Raw genomic sequence first — 26457 nt, 5'->3', positions numbered from 1 at the left:
ACTGACGACTTGGACGCTACCGCACCGGGGTCGCGGCCTTGCGGGCTAGTCCCCGCAGCTTCGACGGACGAACTCGGCGAGGTCGGCGCTTTGTTGAACCCGGCTGGGCTGGTGGATGTACATCATGTGGCCCGCGTCGTAGTAGCGGTGCTCGATGTTCTCGCGAAGTTCCTGCGGCAGCGCGAGGTGGGCGATGACGTCCTCGCTGGCGGAGAACGGCGTGGCTCCGTCGTAATAGCCGTAGGCGACGTGGACTCGCAGGTGGGGGTTCTGGCGCATCGCCCGTTCGAGTTTGTCGACGACATAGACCGGTTTGGCCTCGAACTCCCGGTAGCTCCATGGATGGACATCCCCGAAGATCCGGTACGGAGCCTCGGCGGTCACTTCCAGCTCAGAGCGCACATAGTGATTCCAGGTGGTGGCGTACGGCCCGACGATGGCGTCCATCGAGGGGTCGGCATCCATGGACTCGGCGATCCCCGATGCCGCCACACCGGTGAAGCGGGAGTCCAGTCGGCCGACGGTGCGGCCCTTGCCGCGCAGCAACTCACCGTAGTAACGCCAGTGCTCAATCCGCAGGTCCGCTCGATCGACATAGTCCTCGGACAGGCCCGCGAGGCGGGCGACCGTGGCAACCGCGTCGGCGCGGTCTTTGGCACTCGCACGCGATCCCAGGGCCAGCACCCTGGGATAGTCCCCGGTCGCATAGGCCTCGGCTTCGGCGACGACCGACTCGACACTGTGACCCTGGTGCAGGCCATGGAAGTGGGCCGTCGCGGCATAGTGCGGCAAGTAGAGCGCGTGCGCACGGTCATTGCGATGGATGTCGAAGTCGAGCGAACCGAAGTCGAGGACGGCAGAGATGAGCACCAGACCGTTGAGGTACATGCCGTGCTTGGACTGCAGGTGCTCGGCCAGCGCGACCGCACGGGTCGTCCCGTAGGACTCGCCCGCGATCAATTTGGGGGAGGCCCACCGGCCGTTGCGGGTGGTCCAGAGCCGGATGATTTCAGCCACGGTCTCGATGTCCCGGGCATAGCCGTGAAAGTCCTTGGACTTTTCACCGTCGGCGGCGCGCGACCACCCGGTCGAGACGGGGTCGATGAACACCAGATCGCTGACGTGCAGCAGCGTCTCTGCGTTGTCGAGAAGGCCGTACGGCGGCGCGGCAAGGGCACCGGCATCACCCATGTCAACCCGGCGTGGACCCAACAGGCCCAGGTGTAGCCACACGCTGGATGAGCCGGGCCCACCGTTGAAGGCGAAGGTGACCGGTCGCGTTCCTGGGTCGACGTCATCCAGGGTGTACGCGGTGATCCCGACTTGAGCCTTGGCCCGCCGACCGGTGAAGACGTCGTCCTTGATCACGTCTTCGCGCAAGACCATCCGCCCCGCGGTGGCGGTGTAGGACAGCGCGTCCTCACCACTGCGCAGGGTGTGACTGGTGCTGACCAGGTCATCAGTGGGTTCGACCGGAGCTGTGGTGTCGGGTTGATCTGGTGTGGAGGTCACGGCCTCACGGTAACCCGTGTGCTGAGCAGAGCGGAGTCCCTAACTGCTCTCACGGGTGGGGTCATCGACCCGGCCACCTCGGTGCTGCCACCACTGCGCTGAATGGCGGACCTCTGCGGGTACGAGCCGGTGGGTTGCCGCGGTCTCGAGGTCCGGGTGGCGCATCATCCCGGCCGCATAGACGGCGAAGTGCGCGACCTCAGGGTCGAGGAGGTGGACATGCATGTCGAGATCGTGGCTAGCCCCAGGACCGTGGGCGAGCGCGACGAGCGTCTTCCCGCGAATATAGGGATCTGATGAGGTCAAGAACGGTTCGAGGTCTTCGGTCCTGACGTGGTTCGACAGATGGCTGAGGAGCAAAATCGCAGACTGGCGAGCGAGTACCGACTCGCTCTTGCCGACGATGTTGAGAGCGGCTTCGGCGATGCAGGCCGCATACGGACTGGCGCCGAGCATCATGCGCGCCTGGAACCGCCGCTCCGGGAAGTCGAAGGTCAGCGCCTCGCGCAGGAGGCGTTCGAGCATGAGGTCGTTCTCGAGGCCCGAGATTTCGCGTCCGGCATCCAGGTACCGGTGGAGCTCCGGGGGCGTCTGATCGATCCGTCCGCTGGCCGGATCTGAGCCGGGAGTAATGCCTGTCGTGGCGAGGATCTCGGCGCCGAACTCGGGTGAGAGCCGTCGTCCGAGCATGTAGGCATTTGCCGAGGCCTGGGGTCGACCGTCACGAGCGAGTCGACGGGTGCTCTCGACAACGCGCGCGACCTGGTCGACATCCAGCCGACCTTCGATCACGCGCTGGAGGAGCGCTAATGCGGCCCCGCGTTGGATCTCCAGGCTGTCGTCGTTGAGCAGGATGATGGCCGCGTCGACACTCGCTGAGTCGTGACCATCCCCCCAAACGTGCAGGACATCGCTGGTGGACTGGACGCCCAATTCGCGGATGCGATCGAGGCCAACCTCAAGCATGCGGGCGGCACCAAAATCGTTGGTCATCACCCGGGACATCGCCTCGATACGTGAGATGTAGGAGATCCCAGCCGATCGGGACATCTCATCGATGAGCTGATAGAGCCACTGGTCTTCCACAAAGCGCGGCAGCACAATCCCATTGGGTTGAGTCATGAGGTGAGCCAGAGAGAGCCAATCCCCTCCCGACGGCTGCCCGTGCCTGATGACATCGCTGATGCGGTCGAGTTCTTGCCGCAATTCGGCACCGTCCAGCGTGCGGGGCGGTTGAACCGACCGATAGGACAGGGTCCGGCGCATCGACTCGCAGACGCCGAGCAGTTGGCCGGGTGCCAGGTCCAGGATGGTTTCGTACGCCGAGATCACCTCGGCGGGAAAATGCCGACGGTTGCTCTCCATGCGGCTAATGGCGGGGCCGTCGAGATAGATGCCGACGTCCTGGAGCCGTTTGCTGAAGGTGTCCCCGGTTCCGCCCAGTGGGGAGGCCATCCTGGTCACCCTCATCAACCAGCTCACGCGGGCGTCGACATCCACGCGTTGGGCTCGAATTGGACTGGCGTCAAAGGGCATGCTCTTGGCGCGCCCGCGCCCCTCGACCCACGTCATGCGGGCTCCGAATCCCACACGCGGCCGCCGTGATCGATCCACCACCGTGCGGTTTGGCGCACGGCCGCCGGTGTTTCGGCGATCTGGTCGAGGCGCGCCAAGACCGGGTGCTGGCTCATGCCTGCCGCATAGAGCGCTTGGCGGCTGATCTGCGGCTCAAGGATGTACGGCTCAAGATCGATGTGGTCGGGCACGCCGTAGGAATGCGCTAGGCCCACCAACGCGTGGGCACTGCGACGAGGCTCCTTAAGGGCGAGGAGTTCGAGGAGATCCTCTTGAGTGAGGTGCGTAGCCAGGTTCCCCACCATCAGGCCTGCACCGCGGCTGAGCGCTGCGTCGGTGTGGTCACGGTGCAGTGCAAGGCACACGCGCGCGACGACGGGCGCCATCGGACTTGCGGCGATCATCAGAGTTGCCCTCGTGCGGTATGCCGGCGCCGGGCTGCCGAACGCCTCTCGCAATAGGTCCGCGAGCACCGGATCCGCGTCTAGGTCGACCTGCTGAGAGACCGTTCGCAGGAACGCCTCGATCGGAGGGGCCTCGTCGGAGCCCGGGGCACTGACTGACCGTCCAGCAGACTTAGCCAACTCGATGCCCAGCTCAGGTGCCAGGTGTGTGCCGAGGGTGATCTCCTCAGAGCTGAGCGAGGCCGGTGCTCGCGTCGAGAGTAGTTCGAGCGCAGCCTTCAGCCGTTGCTGCTGCCACGCGGGGAATGACCCCGCATACATGCGGCCGACGAGCGCGGCCCCGGCTCCGGCGCGTACCGCCTCGTCGTCTTCCACCAGCAAGGCGATGGCTGCATCGACACTCGCAAGATCACGTCCGGCGCCCCAGACGGCGAGGACGTCGACGATGGCCTGGGCGCCTGCTTCGTGAACCCGGTCGCGGACCAGCGCGACCAGCCGTTGCGCCTGCAGTTCGTGACCCATGAGGCGAGACAGAGCCTCGGTTCGGGTCAGGTAGGGCTCGCCGGTGGAGCGGCTCATCTCGTCGATGAGCTGATAGAGCCACTCGCGTTCCAGGAACCCAGGAAGCATGGCCCCCTCTGGCTGGGTGATCAGGTGGGCCAGGGACATCCAGTCGCGGCCCGTGGGAAAACCATTCCGAATGAGATCGGCGAGCCGGTCGAGTTCGCGCCTGGCTTCGGGCGCAGGCAGGACCCGTGGCGGCTCCAGGCCGTGGCCGACAAGCAGCCTGCTGAAGGCAGTGCACGGGCCGGTGAGGCGACCGGAGGGAAACCCGAGCACCGTCTCATAGGCCTGCAGGACGGCAGCCGTGATCGGTCGGGCTCCTGACTCCCACGCCTCGACGGTTTCACCGTCGACGAAGATGCTGTGGATCTCCATCCGGCGGGCAAAGTCGTCCTCGGAGTCGGCGAACTCGGAGGCCCCGCGGGTGACCCGCGCCAACCATGCGACGCGCTCGGTCAGGGCGGCGTCCGACGCTGAAGGGTCCATGGAGGTCGCCCCTGCCTTCGTTGGTCGCGTCGCCATGGCCACAGCCTCTCAGACCGACGGCGCCCCGTACGCTGAGTTCGTGACGACTATTCCCGCTGGCCAGCGATTCATCCCTGTTCTCTTGGGGGCTGACGCGTCGACCTACAGCTTGGCGCGTTCCTTTCACGAGGAGTACGAAGCCGTCTCGATTGCGGTGTCCAGGCTGGGTGCCGGGCCGGTGGCCAACAGTCGCATCATCGAGGTGTCGCGGTGCGCGGACTTCGATGACGACGAGGCCCTCGTGGCGCACCTGCGCTCGCTGGGCGAGCGTTTCGACGACCGCCCGCTCCTCCTGCTGACCTCGGCCGACTACCTCGTACGTCGCATCGTTGACCTGCGGGATCGGCTGGAACCGCGGTTCACCGTGCCCTACGCCGATGTAGAGCTGATTCAGCGGCTGACGGATAAGGATTCCTTCGCTCAGGTCTGCGCGGAACTCGACATCGCCCACCCCACGACGGTGGTGTACGACCTCGGCCGGCACCAAGAGCACCTCGCCGACACGACGCTGCTGGACGGCCTGGCGTTTCCGATCATTGCCAAGACCGGCAATAGCGCCCTTTACGAGCGATACGACTTTCCGGGCAAGCAAAAGGTGCATACAGCGGCCGATCGCGCTGAGCTGGACGACCTCATGCAGCGGGTCCATGACAGTGGCTACCCGGGGACATTCATTCTTCAGGACATGATTCCCGGTGGGGACGACGGGATGCGGATCCTGACGTGCTACTGCGATCGCACCGGCACGGTCCGGATGGCCTCCTACGGCGATGTCCTGCTTGAAGAACACCTGCCCGCGACCCTCGGGGTCCCGGCCGCCATCATCACCGGTCAGGACCACGCCGTGGTCGAGGAGGCGCGGCGCCTCCTGGAGCACGTGGGCTGGCGAGGCTTTGCCAATTTCGACCTGAAATTCGATCCGCGCGACGGTAAGACCAAGTTCTTCGAGCTCAACCCGCGGCTGGGTCGATCCAACTTCTATGTCAACGTCAGCGGGATCAACCCGGTTCGCTATTACGTCGAGGAATACCTACTCGGTTCCGACCTGTCGGGTGAACCTGAGTTGCTGGAATCCCAGGGTGAGGAGCTCTACACCTCGCTCCCGGTTCCGTTGGTCATGGCCTATCTGTCGGCCGACCTGCGCAGGCGGGTCGCCTCGCTCGTGGTGCGCGGCAAGGTCACCAACCCGATGATGTACGCCAAGGACCCGCACCCAAAGCGGTTTGCGTATGTCTTGGCTTACGGCGCCAATCAGGTGCGCAAATATCTGCGGGTCTACCCGCCGAAGAAGGCGCGGAGAGCGTCATGACTTTCGATGCACGGGTGAGCCCGGACCAGGGCTGGGCCGACCCCGTCGTCGGCGTCATGGGAGGTATGGGCCCGTTGGCGGGTGCAACCTTCCTGCGGGTGCTGACGCTGCTCACGAAGGCGGCGAGCGACCAAGAGCACGTCGACGCGATTCTCCTGAGCCACGCAACCACCCCTGATCGCACGGCAGCGCTCACCGATCCCAATGCGGCCGATCCCTCGCCGGTGCTGCTGGCTGATGCCCAGCGCTTAGAACACCTGGGTGCCCAGATCGTCGCCGTCCCATGCAACTCGGCACACCCGTTCATGCGGGGCCTGTCAAAACAGGTGAGCGTGCCGTTGATTGACATCGTCGACGTGACCGCACGCGCTGCGGCTGAGCGCGTGCGGGCCACCGGAAAACCGCCGACCGTCGGTGTCCTCGCAACCGAGGGCACTCGCGCTGCCGGTCTCTACCGCAGCGCGCTCGAGAACCTCGGGATGGTCCCGGTGGACGCGACCGATGCCGAGCAACGTGTCGTCACTCACCTCATCTACGACCAGGTCAAGGCGGGCCAGGCCTCCGACATCGAGTCGCTCCTGGGGCTCGTCGAGGGCATGGTGGCCAACGGGTGTTCCACGGTCATCCTGGGATGTACCGAACTCTCCGTCGCCTACGACGAGCATGGCTTGCACCGGGATGCACGCATCGTCGACTCCGTCGAGTCGTTGGCCAGGGAGACCTTGCGTCGCGTTGGACGCGCCGCGGCCCGCTGAGTCCTGGCGGTCCGTAGCGGCCGGTGGAACGTTGGCGATAGCGTGTGCCGCAGTTGGGGTTTCCCAACGATTCCGGTGAGAACGCCGGTACATCAGTGCGCGGGGGCGTACCGTCAAGGCGGGCGATGTGAAGGAGGGGCATGCCAACACGAGACGTACCGCCTGATCCGCACCTTCACGCGGCCGTTCTTCATCGCGGGCTTCATGCGCTCGACCGGATGGAGCGCGACTCAACCCGCGACCGGCTGGCCGTCGTGGCTGACCTGGTGGCGCAGGGCTTAGACCTGCCCGGTTGGAGTGCGTTTAGTGATGAGCCGGCCGGCCAGCCCCATCTGGTCCACCGTCACATGCTGCGCCCCGTCACTCCGCCTGACGCTGAATTTGACCTACGCCTCGGACCGGTGGTCGACGGTTTCGGTCTCCATGCGAACGCGATGACCGGGCCCGCAGCCCTGCAACGGCGACTGGCCTCCAGTGAGATGGCTGAGATCCTCGTGGTCGGTGGGTACGCACCGGATGCCACGCGATGGGTCTTGGAGTTCTACGCCGAGCACGACGCACCGACTCTGGTGCCGTTACTCCCGGTGATGTACGCCATGGTCCAAGCGGCGCTAAGTTTCCCGCACCCGGCCCGTCCCGCTCGCGGAGCGAGCGAGACGGCACGGAGCTTGTTGTTAGTTCAGCCGAAAGCCAATGGCGCGGGAGATGCCGACTAGTTGAGCCTCGAAGTAGTCGTCAGGGTCGATTCCCAAATCGGGGATGCGGCCGCTGACTTCAAGGGCCACTGTGCCGTGCACCGCTGACCACGCAGATAAGGCCGAGGCCATGACGTGTGCGGGCGTCTGCTCGCTCTCGTCATAGTTCTCGTCCAGGTGGCTCACCAACTGGCGAACGATGCCGATCCGTACGTCGTCCAGTGCCCCCGCCGCGCCAGCATTCGCCACGACCGCGCCGATAATCTCGATGAGTCGACGCACGACGGCATCCGGGTCCCCCGAGCCGGAACGTTCGCCGGACAGGTCGCCAAAGTTGAGCGAATAGCCTGGCGTGTGCTCAAGCGCCCACCGGCGGTAGGCCCGTAGGCCATCGAGCCAGCGGCCGACATGGTCGTCTTCTGGGCGGGCTGCAATCGCCTGTTCGACGTAGTCGAGCATGGACGCTGCGGCGTCGTCGGCGATGGCATCGAGCAGGTGTCCATGGCTGGGAAAGTAGCGGTAGAGAGCGGACGGAACCACTCCCATGTCGCGTGCGATCGCACGCAGTGACAGTCCGGAGAGACCATCTTCGACAAGGCGCTCGCGCGCAATTTCCTTGACCTCTTCAACGGTTTCAAGGTGGCGGCGCTGTGCGCGGGAGTAGGCTCCCGCCGAACGTACGCGTGTCATGGTCGACCTCCTGTTGGCCGACGGCCTGAAAAGTGCATGTCGTTCCTTCCGTCCCTGCCCTGGACTGTGAACACCGTGCACAGAAAGGGTATCGAGTCTCCGACGGAAATGGGGAGTTCGGAGGCGACAATGCTGATATCAGGTCGATAACGTCGACAGGGATGGCCTCCTGAGAGCGTGCAGAGCCCCAAACGATAGGCTGACAGCGGTGCTCGGACCCATCGCGCCACCCGAAAAGCCTCGTTCCCACAGGAGCAATCCACACATGCAGAAAATTCAGGTCAAGAACCCGATCGTCGAACTCGACGGTGACGAGATGACGCGCATCATCTGGACGTTCATCAAGGATCGCCTGATTCACCCGTACCTCGATGTTGACTTGAAGTACTACGACCTGGGTATCGAAAGCCGCGACGCGACCGACGACCAGATCACGGTCGACTCGGCAGAGGCCATCAAGAAATACGGCGTGGGCGTCAAGTGCGCCACGATCACCCCGGACGAGGCCCGGGTGGAAGAATTCGGGCTCAAAGAGATGTGGAAGAGCCCTAACGGCACAATCCGCAACATCTTGGGCGGCGTGATCTTCCGTGAGCCGATCATCATCAGCAACGTGCCCCGCTTGGTCCCGGGGTGGACCAAGCCGATCATCATCGGCCGCCACGCCCACGGCGACCAGTACAAGACCCAGAACTTCAAGGTCCCTGGCGCCGGTAAGTTGACCATCTCGTATGAGCCCTCTGACGGTGGCGAAGCGCAGACCTACGAGGTCACCGAGTTTGGACCCGACGGTGGCGTTGCCATGGGGATGTACAACTACAACGACTCAATCCGCGACTTCGCCCGGGCCTCGCTCAACTACGGTCTGCAGCGCAAGGTGCCGGTCTACTTGTCGACCAAGAACACGATCCTCAAGGCCTATGACGGTGCCTTTAAGGACATCTTCCAGGAAGTGTTCGACACCGAGTTCAAGGACAAGTTTGAGGCGCTCGGTTTGACCTACGAGCACCGACTCATCGACGACATGGTTGCCGCCTCGCTGAAGTGGGAGGGCGGCTATGTCTGGGCCTGCAAGAACTACGACGGCGACGTCCAATCCGACACGGTGGCACAGGGTTTCGGCTCGTTGGGTCTGATGACCTCGGTGCTGATGTCGCCTGACGGCAAGACCGTCGAGGCGGAGGCTGCCCACGGAACGGTGACTCGCCATTACCGCCAGCACCAGCAGGGCAAGCCGACCTCGACCAACCCGATCGCGTCGATTTTTGCGTGGACCAGGGGTCTGGCTCACCGTGGCAAGTTGGACGGGACTCCCGAGGTCACTCAGTTCGCCGAGACGCTGGAGCGGGTCTGCATCGAGACGGTCGAGGAGGGCAAGATGACCAAGGATCTTGCGCTGCTGATCGGGCCGGATCAGGCCTTCCTCAACACCGAGGACTTCTTGGCGGCCATCGACGAAAACCTCCAGAAGGAAATGGCCTGAGCGAGGATCCCATGACGACGCGTAAGCCGGTGGAGTGCTGGTTGACGGATATGGACGGTGTCCTCGTGCACGAGGAGTCGGCCATTCCGGGAGCTGCTGACTTCCTGGCTCGGTTGCAAGAGACCGGCAGGCGCTACCTCGTCCTGACGAACAACTCGATCTTTACGCCACGCGACCTGCGCGCTCGGTTGTCCAACTCCGGCATTGATATCCCGGAGAAGGCCATCTGGACCTCGGCGCTTGCGACGGCACAGTTCTTGGATGACCAGCGATCAGGTGGGTCGGCGTACGTCCTGGGTGAGTCCGGTTTGACCACTGCCCTGCACGACGTGGGTTATGTGCTGTCCGACCGGCAGCCTGATTACGTCGTCCTGGGCGAGACGCGGACCTACTCGTTCGAGGCGATCACCCGGGCGATTCGGCTGATCGAGGCCGGTGCTCGTTTTATCGCCACGAATCCGGACGCTACCGGGCCTTCGACCGAAGGGTCGCTGCCAGCCACCGGCTCGATCGCCGCTCTCATCACCAAGGCGACGGGGGTGGACCCGTATTACGTCGGCAAGCCCAATCCCTTGATGATGCGCAGTGCACTGAACCGCATCGATGCGCATAGCGAGACCACGGTGATGATCGGCGACCGGATGGACACCGATGTGGTCAGCGGCCTGGAGGCTGGGCTGCGCACGATCCTGGTGCTGAGTGGTTCGACGCGACCAGCCGATGTCGAACGGCACCCCTTCGTGCCGACGCGGGTGTGTGAGTCCATTGCGGACGTCGTGCCGCTGATCGACGAATTCGCACCCGCCTGAGTGCGGAATTGGCGGGCGCGGCCCACGACAACAGGTGACCGATTCATCGGGACCATTACCGGTGTCGGCACGACGACGGGTGTGCGTTTGGTCGTCGGGCACTGGCGCGAGAGCCCGTGGGGAGACTTCGCCGACGTGATGGTGGAGGACGCCGATGGTCACCGGGTGTTGCTCGCGCCACACCCGCGGGTGGCCGACTTCGTGGCTGCGACCTATACGTTCGATGAGGTCCGGATCGAGGATATCGAGCTCGAGGGCGTTGCCTCGGGCTTCACCCTTCGGTCTAAAAGTCTGAACGTGCACGTCGGGTATGGGAAGCGCACGCCCCTCGGGCGAATTCTCCGCCTCGTGCCGCGGCAGGTCGCCACCGCGCCAGCGTGGTGTGCCGTCACCGACCCCATCGCGCGAATGTTCTTGCGGGGCGTGCGAACTCGAGGGACTGCCGGTGGCGGTCGGCGGGAGTGCTACGGCGCCACGGACATCCATGCGGTCGTGTCGGTGACTGGCACCTGGGCGGATGCCGACCTCGGCGATTTGGCGCCGGTTGATCCGCCGTGTCGCTTCGGGTTCTCCTCTGTGCCGCCCAGCCCGAGCCGTACGCACCTGGTCACGACAGTCCGCCGAGGCTGAGCAGGCGCACCGCTAGTCTGCCGGGATGACCGCCGCAGATGCTGATCGTCCTGTCCGCTGGGGAATCGCCGCGACGGGTGGGATCGCGCGATCCTTCGTCCGCGACCTCCAGCACCTCCCGGACGCACACGTCGTGGCCGTCGGGTCGCGTACGGCCGACTCGGCGCAGCGCTTCGCCGAGGAGTTCGGCATCCCGAACCAGCACGACACGTACCGGTCGCTGGTCAACGACCCTGACGTCGACGTGGTCTATGTCGCCACCCCGCATCCGGCTCATCATGAGGTCGCCCTGCAGGCGATTGAGGCCGGAAAAGGCGTGTTGGTGGAGAAGCCGATGACCATGGACGCCGCCCAGGCCCACGAACTGATTGACGCGGCGGCACGGCGCGGCACCTTCCTGATGGAGGCCATGTGGACCAGGTTCCTCCCACACATCACGCGGGTGCGGGAGATCCTGCAGGCGGGCACGCTTGGCCGGGTCGTGTCAGTGACCGCCGAGCACGGCCAATGGTTTGAGGAGGACGCGCAGTCCCGATTGTTCGACCCCAAGCTCGGAGGTGGCGCACTTCTGGATCTGGGCATCTATCCGGTGTCCTTCGCCTCCATGGTGCTCGGCGCGCCGACCTCAGTCGTCGCGGTGAGCGACCCGGCCTTCACCGGGGTCGATGCCCAGACCTCGGCCCTGCTGCGCTACGAGGGCGGCGCCCAGGCGGTATTGACCTGCACGCTGGCCGCCGTCACCGGCAATCGCGCGGCAATCAATGGCACCCACGCACGGATCGAGATCGACCGGACCTTCTATGCGCCGACCAGTTTTCGGGTGATCGATCGGCACGACGAGGTGATCGAGGAATTCGACCAGCAGGTGCCGGGGACCGGACTGCACCTGGAAGCCGCTGAGGTGATGCGCTGCCTTCGAGCCGGGCTGCGGGAGTCGCCAGCGATGCCGCTCGCTGAGTCGCTGGCCATCATGCGCACGATGGATGAGGTACGCGCTCAGATCGGCCTGCACTACTGACCAGCCGACCATCGCGTCCGTTCTGCAACCCGATAGAGCCATAAGCGCAGCCTCTCTCCGAGACTGATGGCGCGTCTTGGCCCTATGTGACCTCCACCACATAGTTTGCGAGGCATTACTCGATGTGGAGGAGCGCTCATGGCGATCGCCGACAAAGCCCCCGAGGTGCTGGATCCGAACGGTGAGGTCGTCCTTGAGCCACGACGCGCCTGGAGCATCACCATCATGGTTACGCTGCTCGCGGCCATCAGCTTCGCCGACAAGGCGGTGCTTGGCATCGTGGCCCGGCCGATGGCCGAGGACATCGGGCTGACCAACGCCGACATCGGTTTCATGGGATCGGCGTTCTATGCCACCTTCCTAGTGACCGCCCTGGTCGGCAGCCTCATCGCCGACCGACTGCACCTCACCATTGGGCTAGCCGTGCTCGCAGTGACCTGGTCGATCGCCCAGTTGCCCGTGTTGATCGCGGCGTCCTTCGCGGGTGTCCTCGCCAGTCGCCTGATGCTCGGCTTCTTCGAGGGGCCCGCGTCGGCCATGTGCAACGGCATCGCGTTCAGTTGGTTCCCGGCGCAGAAGCGTGGACTGCCCGCCGCGTTCATCACCTCCGGAACGTCGATCGCCAAGATCGCGCTCGCGCCTGCCCTGACGTTGATCGTCGCGGCCTGGGGCTGGAAGGCCGCCTTCGTCGCGATGGCCATCGTCGGTTTGGTCTGGACCGCCGTCTGGCTGCTGATCGGCAAAGAGGGTCCCTACGCTGCGCGGGCCGCACGTGCGGCGGCGCTGAAGCAGGGACAGCGGCGCGGCGTACCCCTGCTGATGGTGATGAAGCGGCCAACATTTTGGGGCGGGCTGCTCGGGATGTTCGCGTTGTATGCCCAGGTCGCCGTGATCTTGACCTGGCTGCCGTCTTACCTTGAAGAGGGCCTGGGATACAGCCGGGTCAACTCGGGTCTGTTGTTTGCCCTGCCCAGCGTGTCCGGCATGGCGATCATGTTGCTCGGCTCGTACGTGGCGGATCGGTTGTCGGCCAAGGGCGCGACCGAGCGCGCTAGCCGGATCTCTATCTCGGCGGTCGTGATGACCATCGGCGGACTCATGCTCGTCGCGATTCCGTTCGTGCCGGGTTCGGCGTTCCCGCTGGCACTCGTGGTGGTCGGTTACGGCATGGCTGTGCTCGCCTTCCCACTCATGATCGCGGTCGTCTCCTACATCGCTCCGGACCGTCAGGTCGCCTCGATCGTGGGGTTATTCGTCGCGATCTACACGACCGGTGGCCTGGTGGGGCCCTGGCTGACAGGGATGCTGGTGGATGGGGCGGACACGCCAGTGGAGGGGTACGGCCTGGCCTTCATGGTCTTCGGCCTGGCCAGCGCGGCAGGTGGCGTATTGCTCCACCTCACCGCCTATCCCGAGCGGGACAGAGACGTGCTAGCGGAGGCGAATCAGCGTATCGCCGCATCCTGATTGCGATTGGTGGTCGCCCGGGCCTGGTCAACCATCGCCTGGGCGGCTCGCGAGGCGCTCGACGTGAGCCACAGAAGACCAAAATCGTGACGCAATCGCGGACGCGGACTGACCACCCGCAAACCCTGCTGGGTCGCTGCCGCCGCGCGGTCCGCTGGGATGAACCCCGAACCTGCCCCACTGGCGATGAAGCGATGAAGATGGTCTTCCAGATCCGTTTCGACCGCGATTGTCATCGCACAGCCAGCGGCGGCGAACCAGGCCTCAAGGTCGGCACGCAGGGCGCTGGTGGAGGCCCCGCACACCAACGGCAAGTCGGCGGCTGCCTGGGGATCAATCTCCGTGCCCGCGAACTCAACACCAGGCGCCAACGCCAGAACCGCCTCCCGTGAGCCCAGTGTGAGGTCGGCAAGGCGCGGCTCATGGTGCGGCAGCAGATCGATCCCGAGGTCGGCCTTGCCGAGGAGCAGCATCGTCGCCACGGACTCTCCGGGGTCCGGCTCGCGGATGTCCACCACCAGGCCCGGGTAATCGCTGCGGTAGCGCGCCACGAGCGCGACGGCCGGATCTTCGGCGAGCGTGGTCGGACACGCCAGCGTGAGTCGACCACGATGCAATGTGCGCAGGCTCGCCATGAGCCGATCGATCTCGGACGTGCTCGCCAGCACCTGCCGTGCGGGCCCAACCAGGGCCTGACCAGCGCCCGTGGGCGACATACCTTTGGGCGTGCGGCGGAACAGCGCGACACCGAGCTCATCTTCCAGTGCACGCAGCGACTGGGATAGCGCAGGCTGGGCAATATAGAGTGCCTCGGCCGCTCGAGTGACGCTGCCATAATCGAAGACGGCCAAGAAGTTGGCGAGGTGGCGAGAGTCCACCGACCGATCCTACGGCGCGCCCGCCAGGACCCATCGAGCCCGACCCATCCCGTGGAAGGTTGTCCGGGTGAATCTGAGACAGACCGAGCACTTCCTCGCCGTGGTCAACCACGGCGGGGTCGCGCGTGCCGCGACGGCGCTAGGCCTGGCTCAGCCGTCCCTGTCGCAGTCCATTCGCACCCTGGAGCGCGAGTTGGGCGATGCGTTGTTCCATCGATCCTCCCGAGGCATGGTCTTGACTGATGCCGGCCGAGAACTCATCGAGCCAGCGCGTCGGTTGGTGCGCGATGTGGCCACCGCCCGAGCCTCGGTCGCCGAGCACGCCGGCCTGTTCGGAGGGCATCTGGAGGTGGCTGCCCTCCCGCAGGCATTCAACGCGCCGCTACCCGACGTGGTCGGGCGCGTACGCCGCCGCTTCCCAAGCGTGACCTTCCGATTGCGCGAATGCGTGACCGAGGCAGAACTTGCTCGACTGGTGCGCTCTGGGTCGGTCGACCTCGGCTTGGGTTATTGCCAGACCGACGACGAGGGGAGATTGCGGGTTGCCGAGGGGCTGGTCGCCGAGCCACTGCTGGAGGACGCGATGTATCTCGCGCTACCTTCGTCCGTGGCGGCGGGGCTGCCAGATCCCTTGTCGTTCAAAGACATTCCAAACATCCCGGTTGTGGCGGTCAACGCTGGCGCGGTGTCTCGGAGTCTGGTCGAGTCCGCCTTGCGTCACGCGGGCCGCCGGACTCAGCTTGGAGTGGTCACCACGCACCGTCAGATGGTGCTCCCGCTGATCGCCGAGGGCGGGGTGATGTGCTGGATCACCGAGTCGCAGGTGGCCGATGCGCCGGCAGGCGTCGCCGTACGGCTCATGGAGCCCACGATCATCTTCGTGCTCGCGATGGTCCATCGCCCCGGCTTGCTCAGCCCGTGGGCGCGAGCCTTCCAGGAGGAGGCGGTCGCCCTCGCCTCGGTAGGCCGCTCGGGGTCAGTTGGTCCGGAGTCTGCGGACCATGGCCTCCTGAGTAATCGACGCCACGAGGATTCCGGAGGTGTCGAAGACCGACGCGGTGGTGAAGGCTCGTCCTGATTCTGCGCTCGGGCTGGTCTGGTCGAACAGCAACCATTCATCCACTCGAGCTGGCCGGTGAAACCACACCGCATGGTCAAGCGAGGCATTCTGCGTGGTGGATTGCTGATCCGGGTGCTGGATGTGGGCCGCGGTGACCATGCCCATATCGCTGATGAACGTCAGACCCACCAAGTGGGTTGTCGGGTCGTCGTCGATCTCGCCGCGGTAGCGAATCCACATGCGCCGTCGGCGCGGAAAAGACTCGTCGTCTGCCGGGACAAGACGCTGGTCCCATAGCGCCCATTCGGCGCGCAATTTCCGTGGCAGTTCCGTATCGCCTGCCGGCGAGATCCGTTCTGGTGAAACGACATTCGGCGCCACCTGCTGGTGGCTGAACCCATCGTCGCCGACGTGGAAAGAAGCGATCATGGTGAAGATCTCCACGTCGTCCTGCCAGCAGGTCACGCTCCGTGTCGTGAAGGACCTACCGTCGCGCACTCGGTCAACCGTGACCCGCACTGGTTGGTCGGGTTTGCCTCCTCGTAGGAAGTAGGCATGCAATGAGTTGATCCGCCGGTCGGGCGCGGTACGCATCGCAGCGGCCACTGCCTGGGCGGCCACCTGGCCTCCGAAAGTTCGCGTCAGTTCGGTCGCGAGGGGCGGGGCCCGAAAGACGTCGGTGCCGACCTCATCCAAATGGGCCAAATCGGCCACCGAGATGGCGGTCTCGGTCGCAGCCTTACTCGAGGTCATGTGCTGGGCTCGTCGGTCACGCTCCGCAGGCTACGTCGCAGGATCTTGCCGCTTTCAGTCTTGGGTAGTTCCTCCAACACGGTGACCTGTCGGGGGGCTTTGTATGCGGCGAGCCGGTCCCGGCAAAAGTCGATGACCTCTTCTGCGGTAAGAGTGTGGCCTTCGCTCAGGCTGACGTACGCCGCGACGGTCTCTCCGCGATAGGTGTCGGGAACCCCGACGACAGCGGCCTCACGGACAGCCGAGTGGCTGTAGAGCACGTCCTCGACCTCGCGTGGCCACACCTTGAAGCCGGAGGCATTGATCATGTCTTTCTTGCGGTCGACGACGTAGAGCCAGCCGTCTTCATCCATGAACCCGATGTCGCCGGTGTAGAGGCGCCCGTCGGGGATGCTCTCCTTCGTGGCGTCCGGGCGATTCCAGTATTCCGGCACGACGTTGTCGCCGTCGATCGCGATCTCGCCGATCTCGCGAGGGCCGAGGTCCTGGCGTTGGTCGTTGACGATCCGGATCACGGTCTCCGCCGATGGCAGGCCAACCGCGAGTGTTCCGGACACGGCGTCGTACGGCGCGCGCAAGCCGAGCGGGACGTTCGCCGCGCCGGCCGTCGTCTCGGTCAGGCCATACCCGTTGCGCAGGTAGAGGCCGGTCTGTTCCTCGACCTTCGCCAGCAGTGCCGGCGGCAATGGGGTGCCGCCGGAGACCGCGGTCTGCACCGACTCGAAGGCGTCCCGGCCGCAGTCGGGGTGGGCGAGCATCGCGGTGTATGCCGTCGATGGGCCGACCATGGCCACTGGTCGATGAGTCCGCATCTGCTCGAGCATGACGGCGGCCTGGAAGCGATAGGCGAGCACCAGTTCGACGCCGTGGTCGACGGCCGTCAGCACCTGAGCGACCATTCCGGTGATGTGGAACAGGGGTGCGAGGGCGAGGATGGGCCCTGCTTCCGCGGCCGTATAACGACGGCTCATCGAGGCATTGCTGGTGAGATTGTGGTGGGTGTTGACCGCCCCCTTGGAACGGCCGGTGGTTCCCGAGGTGTAGGAGATGAGCGCCGGGGTCGAGGGCTGTAAATCTGGTGCGGCGACGGGCGATCCGCTTTTGGCCCGGGCCACCTCGAGCAGATCGGCGCATGAGGTCTGGACCCGTTCTCTCCCGGCGAACAGACGAGGGTCGTCCCCGACCTGCAGATCGAGCGGGCTGGTCGTGATCCCGATGCGTACCCCGGCAGCCCGCGCGCGCTCACCGACGTGCTCGGCCCATTCCTTGTCACCGCACACGATCGCGGTAGCGGCCGAATCGGTGAGGATGTGGTCCAGCTCGTCGCGATACATCGGATTCAACGGCACCACCACCCCGCCGGCCTTCCACGCGCCAAACAGTGCGATGACGAATTGGGGGACGTTCTGCAGATAGAGCCCAAGGCGCTCCCCGGGAGCGAAGCCTTCGGACTTCAGGTACGCCGCAACACCGTCGGTGAGTTCATCCAGTTCGGCGTAGGTCACGGTCGACCCGAGATAGCGCAGCGCAGGCTCGGCGGCGTGCTCTGCCACTGCCGCGCTCAACAGGTCGAGGGTCGTGGGCGGCGCGGGCCCCGGCGTCGGGGCATCGGCCGGACGTAAAGCAGTCCATGGGCGTTCGTCGAACCAACTCACTACTCGGCCTCCTGCCGCCACCAGCGTGTTCCGGTGGTGGCTTGACTGAAGCAGGTGAGGTGCCTCCTCGTAAAGAAGGAACTTGTGATGCGGGATATAGGTGAGGGCGATGGCACCGCCGAGTTCGCTCTTGACACAATCCCCTCCATGTCGCGACCTCGCCTCCTTTCGGGCATGCAGCCCACCCATGATTCGCTCCACCTCGGCAACTACCTCGGAGCCCAGGTGAACTGGGTGCGGATGCAGGAAGATTTCGAGGCCTACTTCTGTGTGGTCGATCAGCACGCGCTGACGGTCGGTCCGGATCCGGCTGACCTGCGCCAGCGGACCCGCGTCACCGCCGCGCAGTACATCGCTGGGGGTGTAGACCCGCAGCGTTCAGCGGTCTTCGTGCAAAGCCACGTGCCCGAGCACTCACAACTGGCGTGGGTACTCAACTGTCTGGCGGGTTTCGGCGAAGCGGCGCGGATGACCCAGTTCAAGGACAAATCGGCCAAAGGCGGTCAGGACGCCGCCACGGTCGGGTTGTTCACGTACCCGATGCTGATGGCAGCCGACATCCTGCTGTACAACACCGAGGCGGTGCCGGTCGGGGAAGACCAGCGCCAGCACCTGGAACTCACCCGCGACCTGGCGCAGCGGTTCAACGCGCGCTATGGCGACACCTTTGTCGTGCCGCGGGCGCACATCCCCGCGGAGACCGCCAAGGTCATGTCGTTGGCTGAGCCGACGGCCAAGATGAGCAAGTCCGCCGAGAACCAGTCCGGAAATCTGATGATGCTGGACACCACCAAGGCCAACACGAAGAAGGTCAAGTCGGCCGTTACGGACACCGACAACGACGTGCGGTGGGACCCGGAGGCAAAACCCGGAATCGCCAACCTGTTGCGGATTCACTCCGCGTTGTCGGGCGAGAGCATCGAGGCGCTGGTCGAGCGTTTTGCCGGCGAGAACAAATACGGCGCGCTCAAGGGCGAAGTGGCCGAGCAAGTCGCAGTGGTCCAGGCGCCATTCAAGGAACGCGTCGACGACTTGCTCGCCGACCCTGCCGAACTCGACGCGCATCTGGCCCGTGGCGCTGAACGCGCACGAGAGGTCGCGGGCGCGACCTTGGCCCGTGTCTACGACGCAGTGGGCTTCGTGCCCCTCGGCCGGTGAACGCGCGCTCTGGGGGAGTGCACACCGTTGGGGTCAGCATTCCGGTGCCGAGCCCGTATGGCGACCAGTTGCAGGCTGCGCGCCACCACGCGGGGGACCCGCTGGCTGATGCCGTACCCACGCACGTGACGCTGATGCCGCCGACCGAGGTGGCAGTCGACGCGATGCCCGAGTTGGACGATTATTTGCGCACGGTGGCGGCCGGAGCCGAGCCGTTCCGGATGACGTTGCAAGGCACCGGCACCTTCCGCCCGATTTCCCCGGTGGTCTTTGTGGCTGTCGCCGAGGGAATCGGGCACTGCGAACGACTCGAGGCGGCCGTGCGTAGCGGCCCGGTCTCCCGAGAGCTGCAGTTTCCCTACCACCCGCACGTGACGATCGCGCAGGGCTTGGCCGACGCAGCACTCGATCGGGCCTTCGAGGCGCTCGCGACGTTCCGGTGCGCCTTCGAGGTGGATGGCTTCGACCTGTACCGGCACGGCGATGACCAGGTCTGGCGTCCGGTCGAGCGGTTCGCGTTTGGCCCTGAAGATCCCGCTGGTTGAGTAGCCCGTGAGCAACAAGCCAGAATCCGTTGGTTGAGTAGCCCGTGAGGAACGAGCCAGAATCCGTTGGTTGAGTAGCCCGTGAGGAACGAGCCAGAATCCGTTGGTTGAGTAGCCCGTGAGGAACGAGCCAGAATCCGCTGGTTGAGTAGCCCGTGAGGAACGAGCCAGAATCCGCTGGTTGAGTAGCCCGTGAGGAACGAGCGGGCGTATCGAAACCCCACCTCCGTGCCTCACCTCGTCCGAGGTCTCCAGCCGAGTTCATCCGCGCCATAGCGGCTCGGCGGCGACGGATACGCCAGTGGCCGGTCGGGCAAGTCGACAGGGGGTGGCACGAACTCAAGGTGCCCGTACGCACTGTCGACCCGGAACGTCTCGACCGGCTGTAGCGACTCGATAGCTGCATCTGGCGCCGTCATGGCGTACAGCCGGTCGGCCGTTCGCGCGAGGGACAGTTGGGCCGAGCCTGCGCCCTCTCCCCGGGCGCGAGCCGCGAGGAGTTGCGCGGCGGCAGTGACCATGCCGTAGCCACTCGCGTGGTCGAGCGCCTGAAGCGGGAGCGCGCCTGGAGACCCGTCTGGCTTGCGGTAGTCGTCGGCGATACCAACCGCGGCCTGCACGATGCTGTCGAAGCCGACCTGGTGCTCCATCGGGCCGGACGACCCCCAGGCGTCGAGGGTCACCACGACGAGGTGCGGGTGGCGCTCGCGCAACTGCTCGGCGGTGAGGCCGGCCGCAGCCAGACTGTGGCGGCGGTAGCCGAGGAACAGTACGTCTGCCCGGGTCAGCAACTCGTGCACCTGGTCCACCGATTCCGGGCGGCGTAGGTCAGCGAGCGCCGAACGTTTGCCGAATCCGGTATCGACGTGTTGATCCTGCAACTCGGGCAGGTGGGGCGGATCGACGCGTAGCACGTCGGCGCCGAGCGCGGCCATGAAGCGAGTCGCCGACGGCCCGGCGATGACGCGGGTGAGGTCGAGGACACGCATCCCGGACAGCGGCAGCTCATGGTCACTCCGAGGGGTCCATGCTGCCCTGGTGTTGGTGTCAGTGGACTCCTCGAAGCAGATCCATGGACGGTCCCGGTTCGCCCGGTGTTGCTCACTGGCCACCCATGCGGCGCGGGACCGGACCGCGGCGGCGATGCCGCCAACGGCCCGGATCTCGCGCTCGGCGTCGCTGCATGACATCTCGCCGAGCCGGGCCTGGATCTCATCACGCGTCGTGGCGCTCAGCGCCTGCTGAAGCCGTTCGCGATGATGTGGGTAGTTCGCGTGAACGCGGATCCAGCCGTCCGCAGTGCGATAGAAGCCGGACATTTCGGCGAATCCGGGCGGGTGCACACCGTCGATTGATAGGGCAGTGATCGACGTGAACGACGCAGCGACGCGTTCCACGCGCATCGGCCAAGGCAAGTTTGTGCTGCACAGAGCCGAGATGGCCGAGACCGCGCTGGCGACCGACCCCACGGCGAGTCCTTCGACGTCGAGGACGCCGCCCCACCATCGTCGCGGGCCGTGGACCTCCACCGTGGGGCCGTCATCGCCAGCGTGCAGGAGAGGCCAGGTCATCGTCATGGAGCCAGTGTGTCGGCGGAGAGGAGAATTTTTCTCTCGCGGCACTCAGTGAGGTTTGCCTCACCACGGTATGACGGATGGTCCGCAGTATTGTGCCCTCGTGGCTACCAACACCCTTTCCGCGGCGCAACGGACGTCGAAACAGGGGACCACGATCTTCCTGAAGACGCTCATGGCGGTCTCAGGGGTCGCGTTCATCGGTTTCGTGGCCGCCCACATGTACGGCAACCTCAAGTTGCTGTCCGGGCAGCGATCCTTCAACGACTATGCCGAGCACTTGCGGACCATCGGTGAGCCGATGCTGCCGTACTCCGGGCTGCTCTGGATTCTGCGCGTCGGGCTCATCGTCGCGCTGGTCGCACACGTGGCTTCCGCGGTCGCTCTGACGCGGCGTGCCCGTGCGGCACGGCCGCAGAAATATGCCGTGAAGAAGAGCAAATCCGCCGTGACCTCGCGCACGATGCGCTGGGGTGGGCTGACCTTGCTGCTCTTCCTGGTCTTCCACCTGCTGCAGTTCACGGCGCCAAAGATCAACGTCACCGGCGGCGAAACCAACAATCCGTTCGCCCTGGTGCAAGAGTCCTTTGAGGTCTGGTGGGTCACGCTGATCTACCTCGCCGCGATGGTGGCGCTGGGGATGCACCTGCACCACGGGGTGTGGAGCGCCGTGCAGACGCTCGGGCTGACCACGTCCGCGGGCTCCCGCCGGGTCTGGAAGGCCGCAGGAGCCGTGACAGCGGTCGTGATCGCTGGCGGTTTCGCGCTACCACCGCTACTCATCTTGTTCGACGTCATCAACTAAGTGCCTACTGAACTACGAGGCGAGAACATGACTTCACTGGTCGACGGGCTCTACCGCAAGGGCGAGCCAATCCGCGACACCAAGGCTCCCGATGTCGACATCACGAAGATGTGGACACAGGCCAAGTTCGATAACCGACTGGTCAACCCGGCCAACCGTCGGAAGTTGTCGGTCATCATCGTCGGCACTGGCTTGGCTGGTGGCGCCGCGGCGGCAACGCTGGGCGAGGCGGGCTACAACGTCAAAACGTTCTGCTATCAGGACAGCCCGCGCCGAGCTCACTCGATCGCCGCGCAGGGTGGTATCAACGCCGCCAAGAACTACAACGACGACGGCGACTCGACGTACCGCCTCTTCTACGACACGGTCAAGGGTGGCGACTACCGCTCACGCGAGACCAACGTCTACCGGCTCGCCGAGGTCAGCACCAACATCATCGACCAGTGCGTCGCGCAGGGCGTGCCGTTCGCCCGCGATTATGGCGGCCTGCTTGACAACCGCTCCTTCGGTGGTGTTCAGGTGGCTCGTACCTTCTACGCGGCGGGCCAGACCGGCCAGCAGTTGTTGATCGGTGCCTATCAAGCGATGGAGCGGCAGGTCGCGGCCGGCTCGGTCCAGTCGTTTACCCGGCACGAGATGCTCGAAGTCATCGTCGTGGACGGCAAGGCCCGCGGAATCATCGCGCGCGACATGGTGACCGGTGAGGTCGAGACCCACCTGGCCGACGCGGTCGTCCTCGCCAGCGGCGGCTACGGCAATGTTTTCTTCCTGTCGACCAACGCGATGGGCTCGAATGTCACCGCGACGTGGCGGGCGCACCGCAAGGGCGCGCTGTTCGGCAACCCGTGCTACACGCAGATTCACCCGACCTGCATCCCGGTCAGCGGCGACCACCAGTCCAAGTTGACGCTGATGTCGGAGTCGTTGCGCAACGACGGCCGTATCTGGGTGCCGAAGAACCGTGAAGATTGCGACAAGGACCCGCGCGACATCGCCGAGGAAGACCGCGACTACTACCTGGAGCGGATCTACCCGGCCTTTGGAAACCTGGTGCCGCGCGACATTGCCTCGCGTCAGGCCAAGAACGTCTGTGATGAGGGCCGCGGTGTCGGCCCGCTCGTCGGCGACTTTCGCCGCGGGGTCTACCTCGACTTCTCCTCGGCGCTGGCGCGGATGAGCGAGGAGCAGGTGTCGGAGAAGTACGGCAACCTGTTCGACATGTACGAGCGCATCACGGGGGAGTCGCCGTACAAGGTCCCGATGCGTATCTACCCGGCCGTGCACTACACGATGGGTGGGCTGTGGGTCGACTACGACCTGGAAACCACGATCCCGGGATTGTTCGCGGCCGGCGAGGCCAACTTCTCCGATCACGGTGCTAACCGCCTGGGCGCCTCTTCGCTCATGCAGTGCCTGGCCGATGGCTACTTCGTGCTCCCGAACACGATCCGGCAGTACCTCGCCGATGGTCCGTTCGAGCCGGTCGCGGAAGATGCGCCGGAGGTCATCGAGGCGCAGCAGTCGGTGCAGCAGCGCATTGACACGTTGTTGTCGATTAACGGTGAACGCACCGTTGACTCTTTCCACAAAGAGCTCGGCCACGTCATGTGGGAGTACTGCGGCATGGAACGCTCGGAGGAGGGCCTGCGTAAAGCGATTGGCCTTATCCGTGGCCTTCGTGAAGAGTTCTGGCGCAATGTGCGCGTGCTCGGCGCCGCTGACACCCTCAACCAGTCGTTGGAGAAGGCTGGCCGCGTCGCCGATTTCCTCGAGCTCGGTGAACTCATGTGCATCGATGCGCTGCACCGCCGCGAGTCCTGCGGCGGCCACTTCCGGGCGGAGAGCCAGACCGAGGATGGCGAAGCGCTCCGCCACGACGACGAGTTCGCCTATGTCGCGGCGTGGGGTTTCGGTGGTGACGAGGACACCGGCGCGCTGGTGCCGACGCTCCACAAGGAAGACCTGACGTATAAGTTCATCGAGCTGAAGCAGCGGAGCTACAAGTGAAGTTCACCCTCAAAATCTGGCGACAGACCGGCCCGGACGCCCAGGGCGAGCTGGTCACGTACCCGATCGAAGACGTCACGGACGACATGTCCTTCCTGGAGATGCTTGACGTCCTCAACGAGCAGCTCATCGGTCGAGGCGATGAACCTGTGGCCTTCGACAGTGACTGTCGCGAGGGCATCTGCGGAATGTGCGGCCTGATGATCTCCGGCGAGGCCCACGGTCCCGAGGTCACCACGACCTGTCAGTTGCACATGCGGTCCTTCACCGACGGTGACACCATCACCGTCGAGCCGTGGCGGGCCGAAGCCTTCCCGATCGTGCGCGACCTGGTCGTGGACCGTTCGGCGTTCGACCGCATCATCGAGGCGGGCGGCTTTATCTCGGTCAACACCGGTGCCGCGCCGGAGGCCCACTCCGTGCCGGTCCCGAAGGCCAACGCTGACCGGGCCTTTGAGGCCGCCAAGTGCATTGGCTGTGGTGCCTGCGTCGCAGCGTGTCCCAACGCGTCGGCGATGTTGTTCATGGGTGCCAAGGTGACCCACCTGGGCGAGACACCGCAGGGTCAGCCCGAACGTGACTCGCGCGTGGTGTCGATGGTCAACCAGGCCGACTTCGAGGGCTTCGGCGGCTGCACCAATATCGGCGAATGCTCATCGGCCTGCCCCAAGGAGATTCCGCTCGACGTGATCTCCACGCTCAACGCTGACTTCCGTAGTTCGAGGAAGTCGCAGCGTTAACTCGGCTACTTGAGCCATCGAGACCTAGCTGGGCACCTCCGCCGCGCCGCATCTCCCATGCCGGACGCTTCATAACGTTTCAGGATCTAATGGAACGGATTAGCAACTGAAGTCTTGTTGCGTGCTGCGCATCCTTACTACTTTGTCGCTTGCTGGGTAGCGTCTGAACGGGCGCTGGATAACCGACATCTGTGGTAAGGGAAGAAGATATGAGTGGTGCGCGATCAGGGCCCGAGGGCGGTCCGATCACAAGGAATCAGCGAGATCCTGGGCCTGATGCCCGCCGTGGCTCCCGGGCGTGGCCGGGTGCAGTGTGGCTGACCCGCCTCGCAGCGATCGTCACGTTGGTCGTCTCGAGTTTTGCGGCGCTCCAGAGTGCTGCGCAGGCAGCTGAGATCTATGAGGGGGCTACTAACCGAGGCTCCCAGACCCAGACCGGGAACGGCACGTATCGCCCGTTCCAGTTTGTCTCCAGCGCGACGGGCGGCTCGATTACCACGAGCGGCACCGCGTTGACGCGTGCGACCGGTAACGGAATCGCGTACGAGCCGGGAGGGCCCGCTGCAGTGGTAAGTGGGGACATCCTCGACATCGCTGAAGACACCAGTGTTGAGAACGGCACTGTCACCACGTCCTTCTTCTCGATCTCCGACCTGGACGGCAGGACCGGCCAGGTTGACATTGAAGCCTTCGACACGCAGAACAACCGGATCGCGCCGGCTGACATGGATATTCGGTTCGGAGATCCGACTGGTCGTGTCGACTTCACTGCGACCGACAATGGAGACGGTACGACCCGCGTGAGTTGGGTCGACACCGGTGGCGGCGGTGCCGTCACCGAACACTCCTCGGGCATTTCGATCCGCTCTGCTGGGGGAACTCAGGGCGGCCTGGTAGGTCGTGCAATCCTTCGCAACTTCGTCAGCACCTTCCCCAGGGACGCCCTGAACTTCCTTCCCCAGCGATTCGTGACGACGGCCGAGCCCGCGCCACCGGTGGCTAACCCGGATGAGGACACGACCCCGCAGAACACCCCGGTCACGGTCCCGCTGCTCGAGAACGACACCCCGGGCACGTCGCCGATTGACCCAGCTTTGACAACGCTGTTGGACGCCGCGGGCAACCCGGTCGACACGCGTACTTATCCCGGAGTCGGGACGTTCACGGTCGATGACACGGGCAATGTGGTGTTCACACCAGAGGCTGACTTCACCGGTGAGACGCCTGCGGTTCCCTACCGAATTACTGACGAGCAGGGCCAGACTGCTGATTCGACGGTGACTGTGACGGTGACTCCGACGGCAGTTGACCCGCCGGTGGCGACCCCGGATTCGGACACCACCCCGCAGGGCACTCCGGTGGATGTGCCGTTGTTGGATAACGACACCGCGGGTTCTGCTCCGATCGATCCCGCGCTGACGACGTTGCTCGACCCGGCTGGTAACCCCGTTGATGAGTTGACGGTGCCGGGTGAGGGCACGTACGCGGTGAATGATCAGGGTGTTGTGACGTTTACTCCGCTTCCTGATTTCACGGGTGAGGCGACTCCGGTTCCCTATCGGATCACGGATGAGAACGGCGAGACGGCTGATTCGACGGTCACTATTACGGTGACTCCGCAGGATGCTGTCCCGCCGGTGGCGAACCCGGATGAGGAGACGACGCCGCTGGATACTCCGGTGACGTTGACGCCGTCGGAGAACGACACTGCGGGTGATACACCGATTGTTCCTGGTGAGACCACGTTGTTGGATGAGAACGGTGACCCGACTGACACGGTGACGGTTCCGGATGTGGGTACGTTCACGGTGGAGCCGAACGGTGATGTGACGTTTACGCCGGTGGA

The 26457-nt window shown here is 65.0% G+C and carries 23 protein-coding genes; 15 read left to right on the top strand and 8 right to left on the bottom strand.

Annotation, left to right across the window (positions count from 1 at the left end):
- Positions 1 to 45: 45 nt before the first annotated feature.
- Genes F562_RS0100115 through F562_RS0100105 form a run of 3 tightly spaced genes read right to left on the bottom strand, consistent with a single transcriptional unit; the run spans position 46 to position 4577 of the window.
- Complete coding sequence (locus tag F562_RS0100115; RefSeq protein ID WP_018154876.1) at positions 46 to 1512, bottom strand: S10 family peptidase; 1467 nt, start codon at positions 1510 to 1512, stop codon at positions 46 to 48.
- Between the two features lie 39 nt (positions 1513 to 1551).
- Positions 1552 to 3084 carry a hypothetical protein gene (locus tag F562_RS0100110; RefSeq protein WP_018154875.1) on the bottom strand — a complete coding sequence of 511 codons (1533 nt, stop codon included), beginning with the start codon at positions 3082 to 3084 and terminating at the stop codon, positions 1552 to 1554.
- A complete protein-coding gene (locus tag F562_RS0100105) occupies positions 3081 to 4577 on the bottom strand; it encodes a hypothetical protein (RefSeq protein WP_018154874.1) in 1497 nt (498 codons plus the stop codon). The genes F562_RS0100110 and F562_RS0100105 overlap by 4 nt, the downstream gene beginning before the upstream one ends.
- Positions 4578 to 4620: 43 nt before the next feature.
- Here F562_RS0100105 and F562_RS0100100 point away from each other — a divergent pair, with 43 nt between their 5' ends.
- From F562_RS0100100 to F562_RS0100090, 3 genes are all read left to right on the top strand, one after another.
- Positions 4621 to 5889 carry a carboxylate--amine ligase gene (locus F562_RS0100100; RefSeq protein ID WP_026180864.1) on the top strand — a complete coding sequence of 423 codons (1269 nt, stop codon included), beginning with the start codon at positions 4621 to 4623 and terminating at the stop codon, positions 5887 to 5889.
- Positions 5886 to 6644, top strand: a complete 759-nt coding sequence (cuyB, locus tag F562_RS0100095) for a cysteate racemase (protein WP_018154872.1) — start codon at positions 5886 to 5888, stop codon at positions 6642 to 6644. The genes F562_RS0100100 and cuyB overlap by 4 nt, the downstream gene beginning before the upstream one ends.
- Before the next feature lie 140 nt (positions 6645 to 6784).
- Entirely contained in the window at positions 6785 to 7360 is a 576-nt protein-coding gene (locus F562_RS0100090; protein WP_018154871.1) for a hypothetical protein, read from the top strand.
- On the opposite strand, the gene F562_RS0100085 is transcribed toward F562_RS0100090, so the two are convergent.
- A complete protein-coding gene (locus tag F562_RS0100085) occupies positions 7319 to 8029 on the bottom strand; it encodes a TetR/AcrR family transcriptional regulator (RefSeq protein ID WP_018154870.1) in 711 nt (236 codons plus the stop codon). The genes F562_RS0100090 and F562_RS0100085 overlap by 42 nt on opposite strands.
- A 265-nt stretch (positions 8030 to 8294) precedes the next feature.
- On the opposite strand from F562_RS0100085, the gene F562_RS0100080 reads away from it, so the two are divergent.
- The 5 genes from F562_RS0100080 (at position 8295) to F562_RS0100060 (ending at position 13436) form a co-directional block, all read left to right on the top strand.
- Complete coding sequence (locus F562_RS0100080; RefSeq protein WP_018154869.1) at positions 8295 to 9512, top strand: NADP-dependent isocitrate dehydrogenase; 1218 nt, start codon at positions 8295 to 8297, stop codon at positions 9510 to 9512.
- A gap of 11 nt (positions 9513 to 9523) precedes the next feature.
- Complete coding sequence (locus F562_RS0100075; RefSeq protein ID WP_040385032.1) at positions 9524 to 10321, top strand: HAD-IIA family hydrolase; 798 nt, start codon at positions 9524 to 9526, stop codon at positions 10319 to 10321.
- Between the two features lie 81 nt (positions 10322 to 10402).
- Entirely contained in the window at positions 10403 to 10951 is a 549-nt protein-coding gene (locus F562_RS0100070; RefSeq protein ID WP_245553587.1) for a hypothetical protein, read from the top strand.
- Between the two features lie 25 nt (positions 10952 to 10976).
- A complete protein-coding gene (locus tag F562_RS0100065; RefSeq protein WP_018154866.1) occupies positions 10977 to 11969 on the top strand; it encodes a Gfo/Idh/MocA family protein in 993 nt (330 codons plus the stop codon).
- 138 nt (positions 11970 to 12107) lie between these two features.
- Complete coding sequence (locus F562_RS0100060; protein ID WP_018154865.1) at positions 12108 to 13436, top strand: MFS transporter; 1329 nt, start codon at positions 12108 to 12110, stop codon at positions 13434 to 13436.
- Here the strand turns inward: F562_RS0100060 and F562_RS0100055 are convergent.
- Positions 13415 to 14314, bottom strand: coding sequence for a LysR family transcriptional regulator (locus F562_RS0100055; protein ID WP_018154864.1), 900 nt, complete (start codon positions 14312 to 14314; stop codon positions 13415 to 13417). The two genes, F562_RS0100060 and F562_RS0100055, sit on opposite strands and share 22 nt — an antisense overlap.
- A 67-nt stretch (positions 14315 to 14381) precedes the next feature.
- On the opposite strand from F562_RS0100055, the gene F562_RS17480 reads away from it, so the two are divergent.
- Positions 14382 to 15392, top strand: a complete 1011-nt coding sequence (locus F562_RS17480; protein ID WP_018154863.1) for a LysR family transcriptional regulator — start codon at positions 14382 to 14384, stop codon at positions 15390 to 15392.
- On the opposite strand, the gene F562_RS0100045 is transcribed toward F562_RS17480, so the two are convergent.
- Together F562_RS0100045 and F562_RS0100040 are read right to left on the bottom strand one after the other, a co-directional pair.
- Positions 15291 to 16127 (bottom strand): acyl-CoA thioesterase, encoded by an 837-nt coding sequence (locus F562_RS0100045; RefSeq protein WP_018154862.1) that lies wholly within the window; start codon positions 16125 to 16127, stop codon positions 15291 to 15293. The two genes, F562_RS17480 and F562_RS0100045, sit on opposite strands and share 102 nt — an antisense overlap.
- The gene (locus F562_RS0100040; protein ID WP_026180858.1) at positions 16124 to 17782 is read right to left on the bottom strand and encodes an AMP-binding protein; all 1659 of its coding nucleotides are present in this window, start codon (positions 17780 to 17782) and stop codon (positions 16124 to 16126) included. Before F562_RS0100040 ends, F562_RS0100045 begins: the two co-directional genes overlap by 4 nt.
- A gap of 147 nt (positions 17783 to 17929) precedes the next feature.
- On the opposite strand from F562_RS0100040, the gene trpS reads away from it, so the two are divergent.
- Together trpS and F562_RS0100030 are read left to right on the top strand one after the other, a co-directional pair.
- Positions 17930 to 18940 carry a tryptophan--tRNA ligase gene (gene trpS / locus F562_RS0100035; protein WP_245553586.1) on the top strand — a complete coding sequence of 337 codons (1011 nt, stop codon included), beginning with the start codon at positions 17930 to 17932 and terminating at the stop codon, positions 18938 to 18940.
- Positions 18937 to 19485 (top strand): 2'-5' RNA ligase family protein, encoded by a 549-nt coding sequence (locus F562_RS0100030; RefSeq protein WP_018154859.1) that lies wholly within the window; start codon positions 18937 to 18939, stop codon positions 19483 to 19485. The genes trpS and F562_RS0100030 overlap by 4 nt, the downstream gene beginning before the upstream one ends.
- Positions 19486 to 19718: 233 nt before the next feature.
- Here the strand turns inward: F562_RS0100030 and F562_RS17475 are convergent, their stop codons facing one another.
- The gene (locus F562_RS17475; protein ID WP_018154858.1) at positions 19719 to 21062 is read right to left on the bottom strand and encodes a CoA transferase; all 1344 of its coding nucleotides are present in this window, start codon (positions 21060 to 21062) and stop codon (positions 19719 to 19721) included.
- Positions 21063 to 21162: 100 nt separating this feature from the next.
- Here F562_RS17475 and F562_RS0100020 point away from each other — a divergent pair, with 100 nt between their 5' ends.
- The 4 genes from F562_RS0100020 to F562_RS17470 all read left to right on the top strand — a co-directional run.
- On the top strand, positions 21163 to 21864 hold the full coding sequence (locus F562_RS0100020; protein ID WP_018154857.1) for a succinate dehydrogenase cytochrome b subunit: 702 nt from the start codon (positions 21163 to 21165) through the stop codon (positions 21862 to 21864).
- 27 nt (positions 21865 to 21891) lie between these two features.
- Positions 21892 to 23871, top strand: a complete 1980-nt coding sequence (locus tag F562_RS0100015; RefSeq protein ID WP_018154856.1) for a fumarate reductase/succinate dehydrogenase flavoprotein subunit — start codon at positions 21892 to 21894, stop codon at positions 23869 to 23871.
- A complete protein-coding gene (locus F562_RS0100010) occupies positions 23868 to 24611 on the top strand; it encodes a succinate dehydrogenase/fumarate reductase iron-sulfur subunit (RefSeq protein WP_018154855.1) in 744 nt (247 codons plus the stop codon). Before F562_RS0100015 ends, F562_RS0100010 begins: the two co-directional genes overlap by 4 nt.
- 209 nt (positions 24612 to 24820) lie before the next feature.
- Positions 24821 to 26457: Ig-like domain-containing protein (locus tag F562_RS17470; RefSeq protein WP_169333347.1), on the top strand; the 1637-nt coding region annotated here is incomplete at its 3' end.

This window comes from Demetria terragena DSM 11295 (assembly GCF_000376825.1).
GTDB classification, from domain to species: Bacteria; Actinomycetota; Actinomycetes; order Actinomycetales; family Dermatophilaceae; genus Demetria; species Demetria terragena.
The sequence above is the reverse complement of the archived record's forward strand: the minus strand, read 5'-3'. Positions and strand labels throughout refer to the sequence as shown.

Bases quoted from the DNA above. Each gene is read 5' to 3' on its own strand.
- F562_RS0100075 (WP_040385032.1), top strand. From the start codon at position 9,524: ATGACGACGCGTAAGCCGGTGGAGTGCTGGTTGACGGATATGGACGGT.
- cuyB (WP_018154872.1), top strand. From the start codon at position 5,886: ATGACTTTCGATGCACGGGTGAGCCCGGACCAGGGCTGGGCCGACCCC.
- F562_RS0100105 (WP_018154874.1), bottom strand. From the start codon at position 4,577: ATGGCGACGCGACCAACGAAGGCAGGGGCGACCTCCATGGACCCTTCA.
- F562_RS0100110 (WP_018154875.1), bottom strand. From the start codon at position 3,084: ATGACGTGGGTCGAGGGGCGCGGGCGCGCCAAGAGCATGCCCTTTGAC.
- F562_RS0100085 (WP_018154870.1), bottom strand. From the start codon at position 8,029: ATGACACGCGTACGTTCGGCGGGAGCCTACTCCCGCGCACAGCGCCGC.
- F562_RS0100045 (WP_018154862.1), bottom strand. From the start codon at position 16,127: ATGACCTCGAGTAAGGCTGCGACCGAGACCGCCATCTCGGTGGCCGAT.
- trpS (WP_245553586.1), top strand. From the start codon at position 17,930: ATGTCGCGACCTCGCCTCCTTTCGGGCATGCAGCCCACCCATGATTCG.
- F562_RS0100080 (WP_018154869.1), top strand. From the start codon at position 8,295: ATGCAGAAAATTCAGGTCAAGAACCCGATCGTCGAACTCGACGGTGAC.
- F562_RS0100015 (WP_018154856.1), top strand. From the start codon at position 21,892: ATGACTTCACTGGTCGACGGGCTCTACCGCAAGGGCGAGCCAATCCGC.
- F562_RS0100060 (WP_018154865.1), top strand. From the start codon at position 12,108: ATGGCGATCGCCGACAAAGCCCCCGAGGTGCTGGATCCGAACGGTGAG.
- F562_RS0100090 (WP_018154871.1), top strand. From the start codon at position 6,785: ATGCCAACACGAGACGTACCGCCTGATCCGCACCTTCACGCGGCCGTT.
- F562_RS17475 (WP_018154858.1), bottom strand. From the start codon at position 21,062: ATGACGATGACCTGGCCTCTCCTGCACGCTGGCGATGACGGCCCCACG.
- F562_RS0100065 (WP_018154866.1), top strand. From the start codon at position 10,977: ATGACCGCCGCAGATGCTGATCGTCCTGTCCGCTGGGGAATCGCCGCG.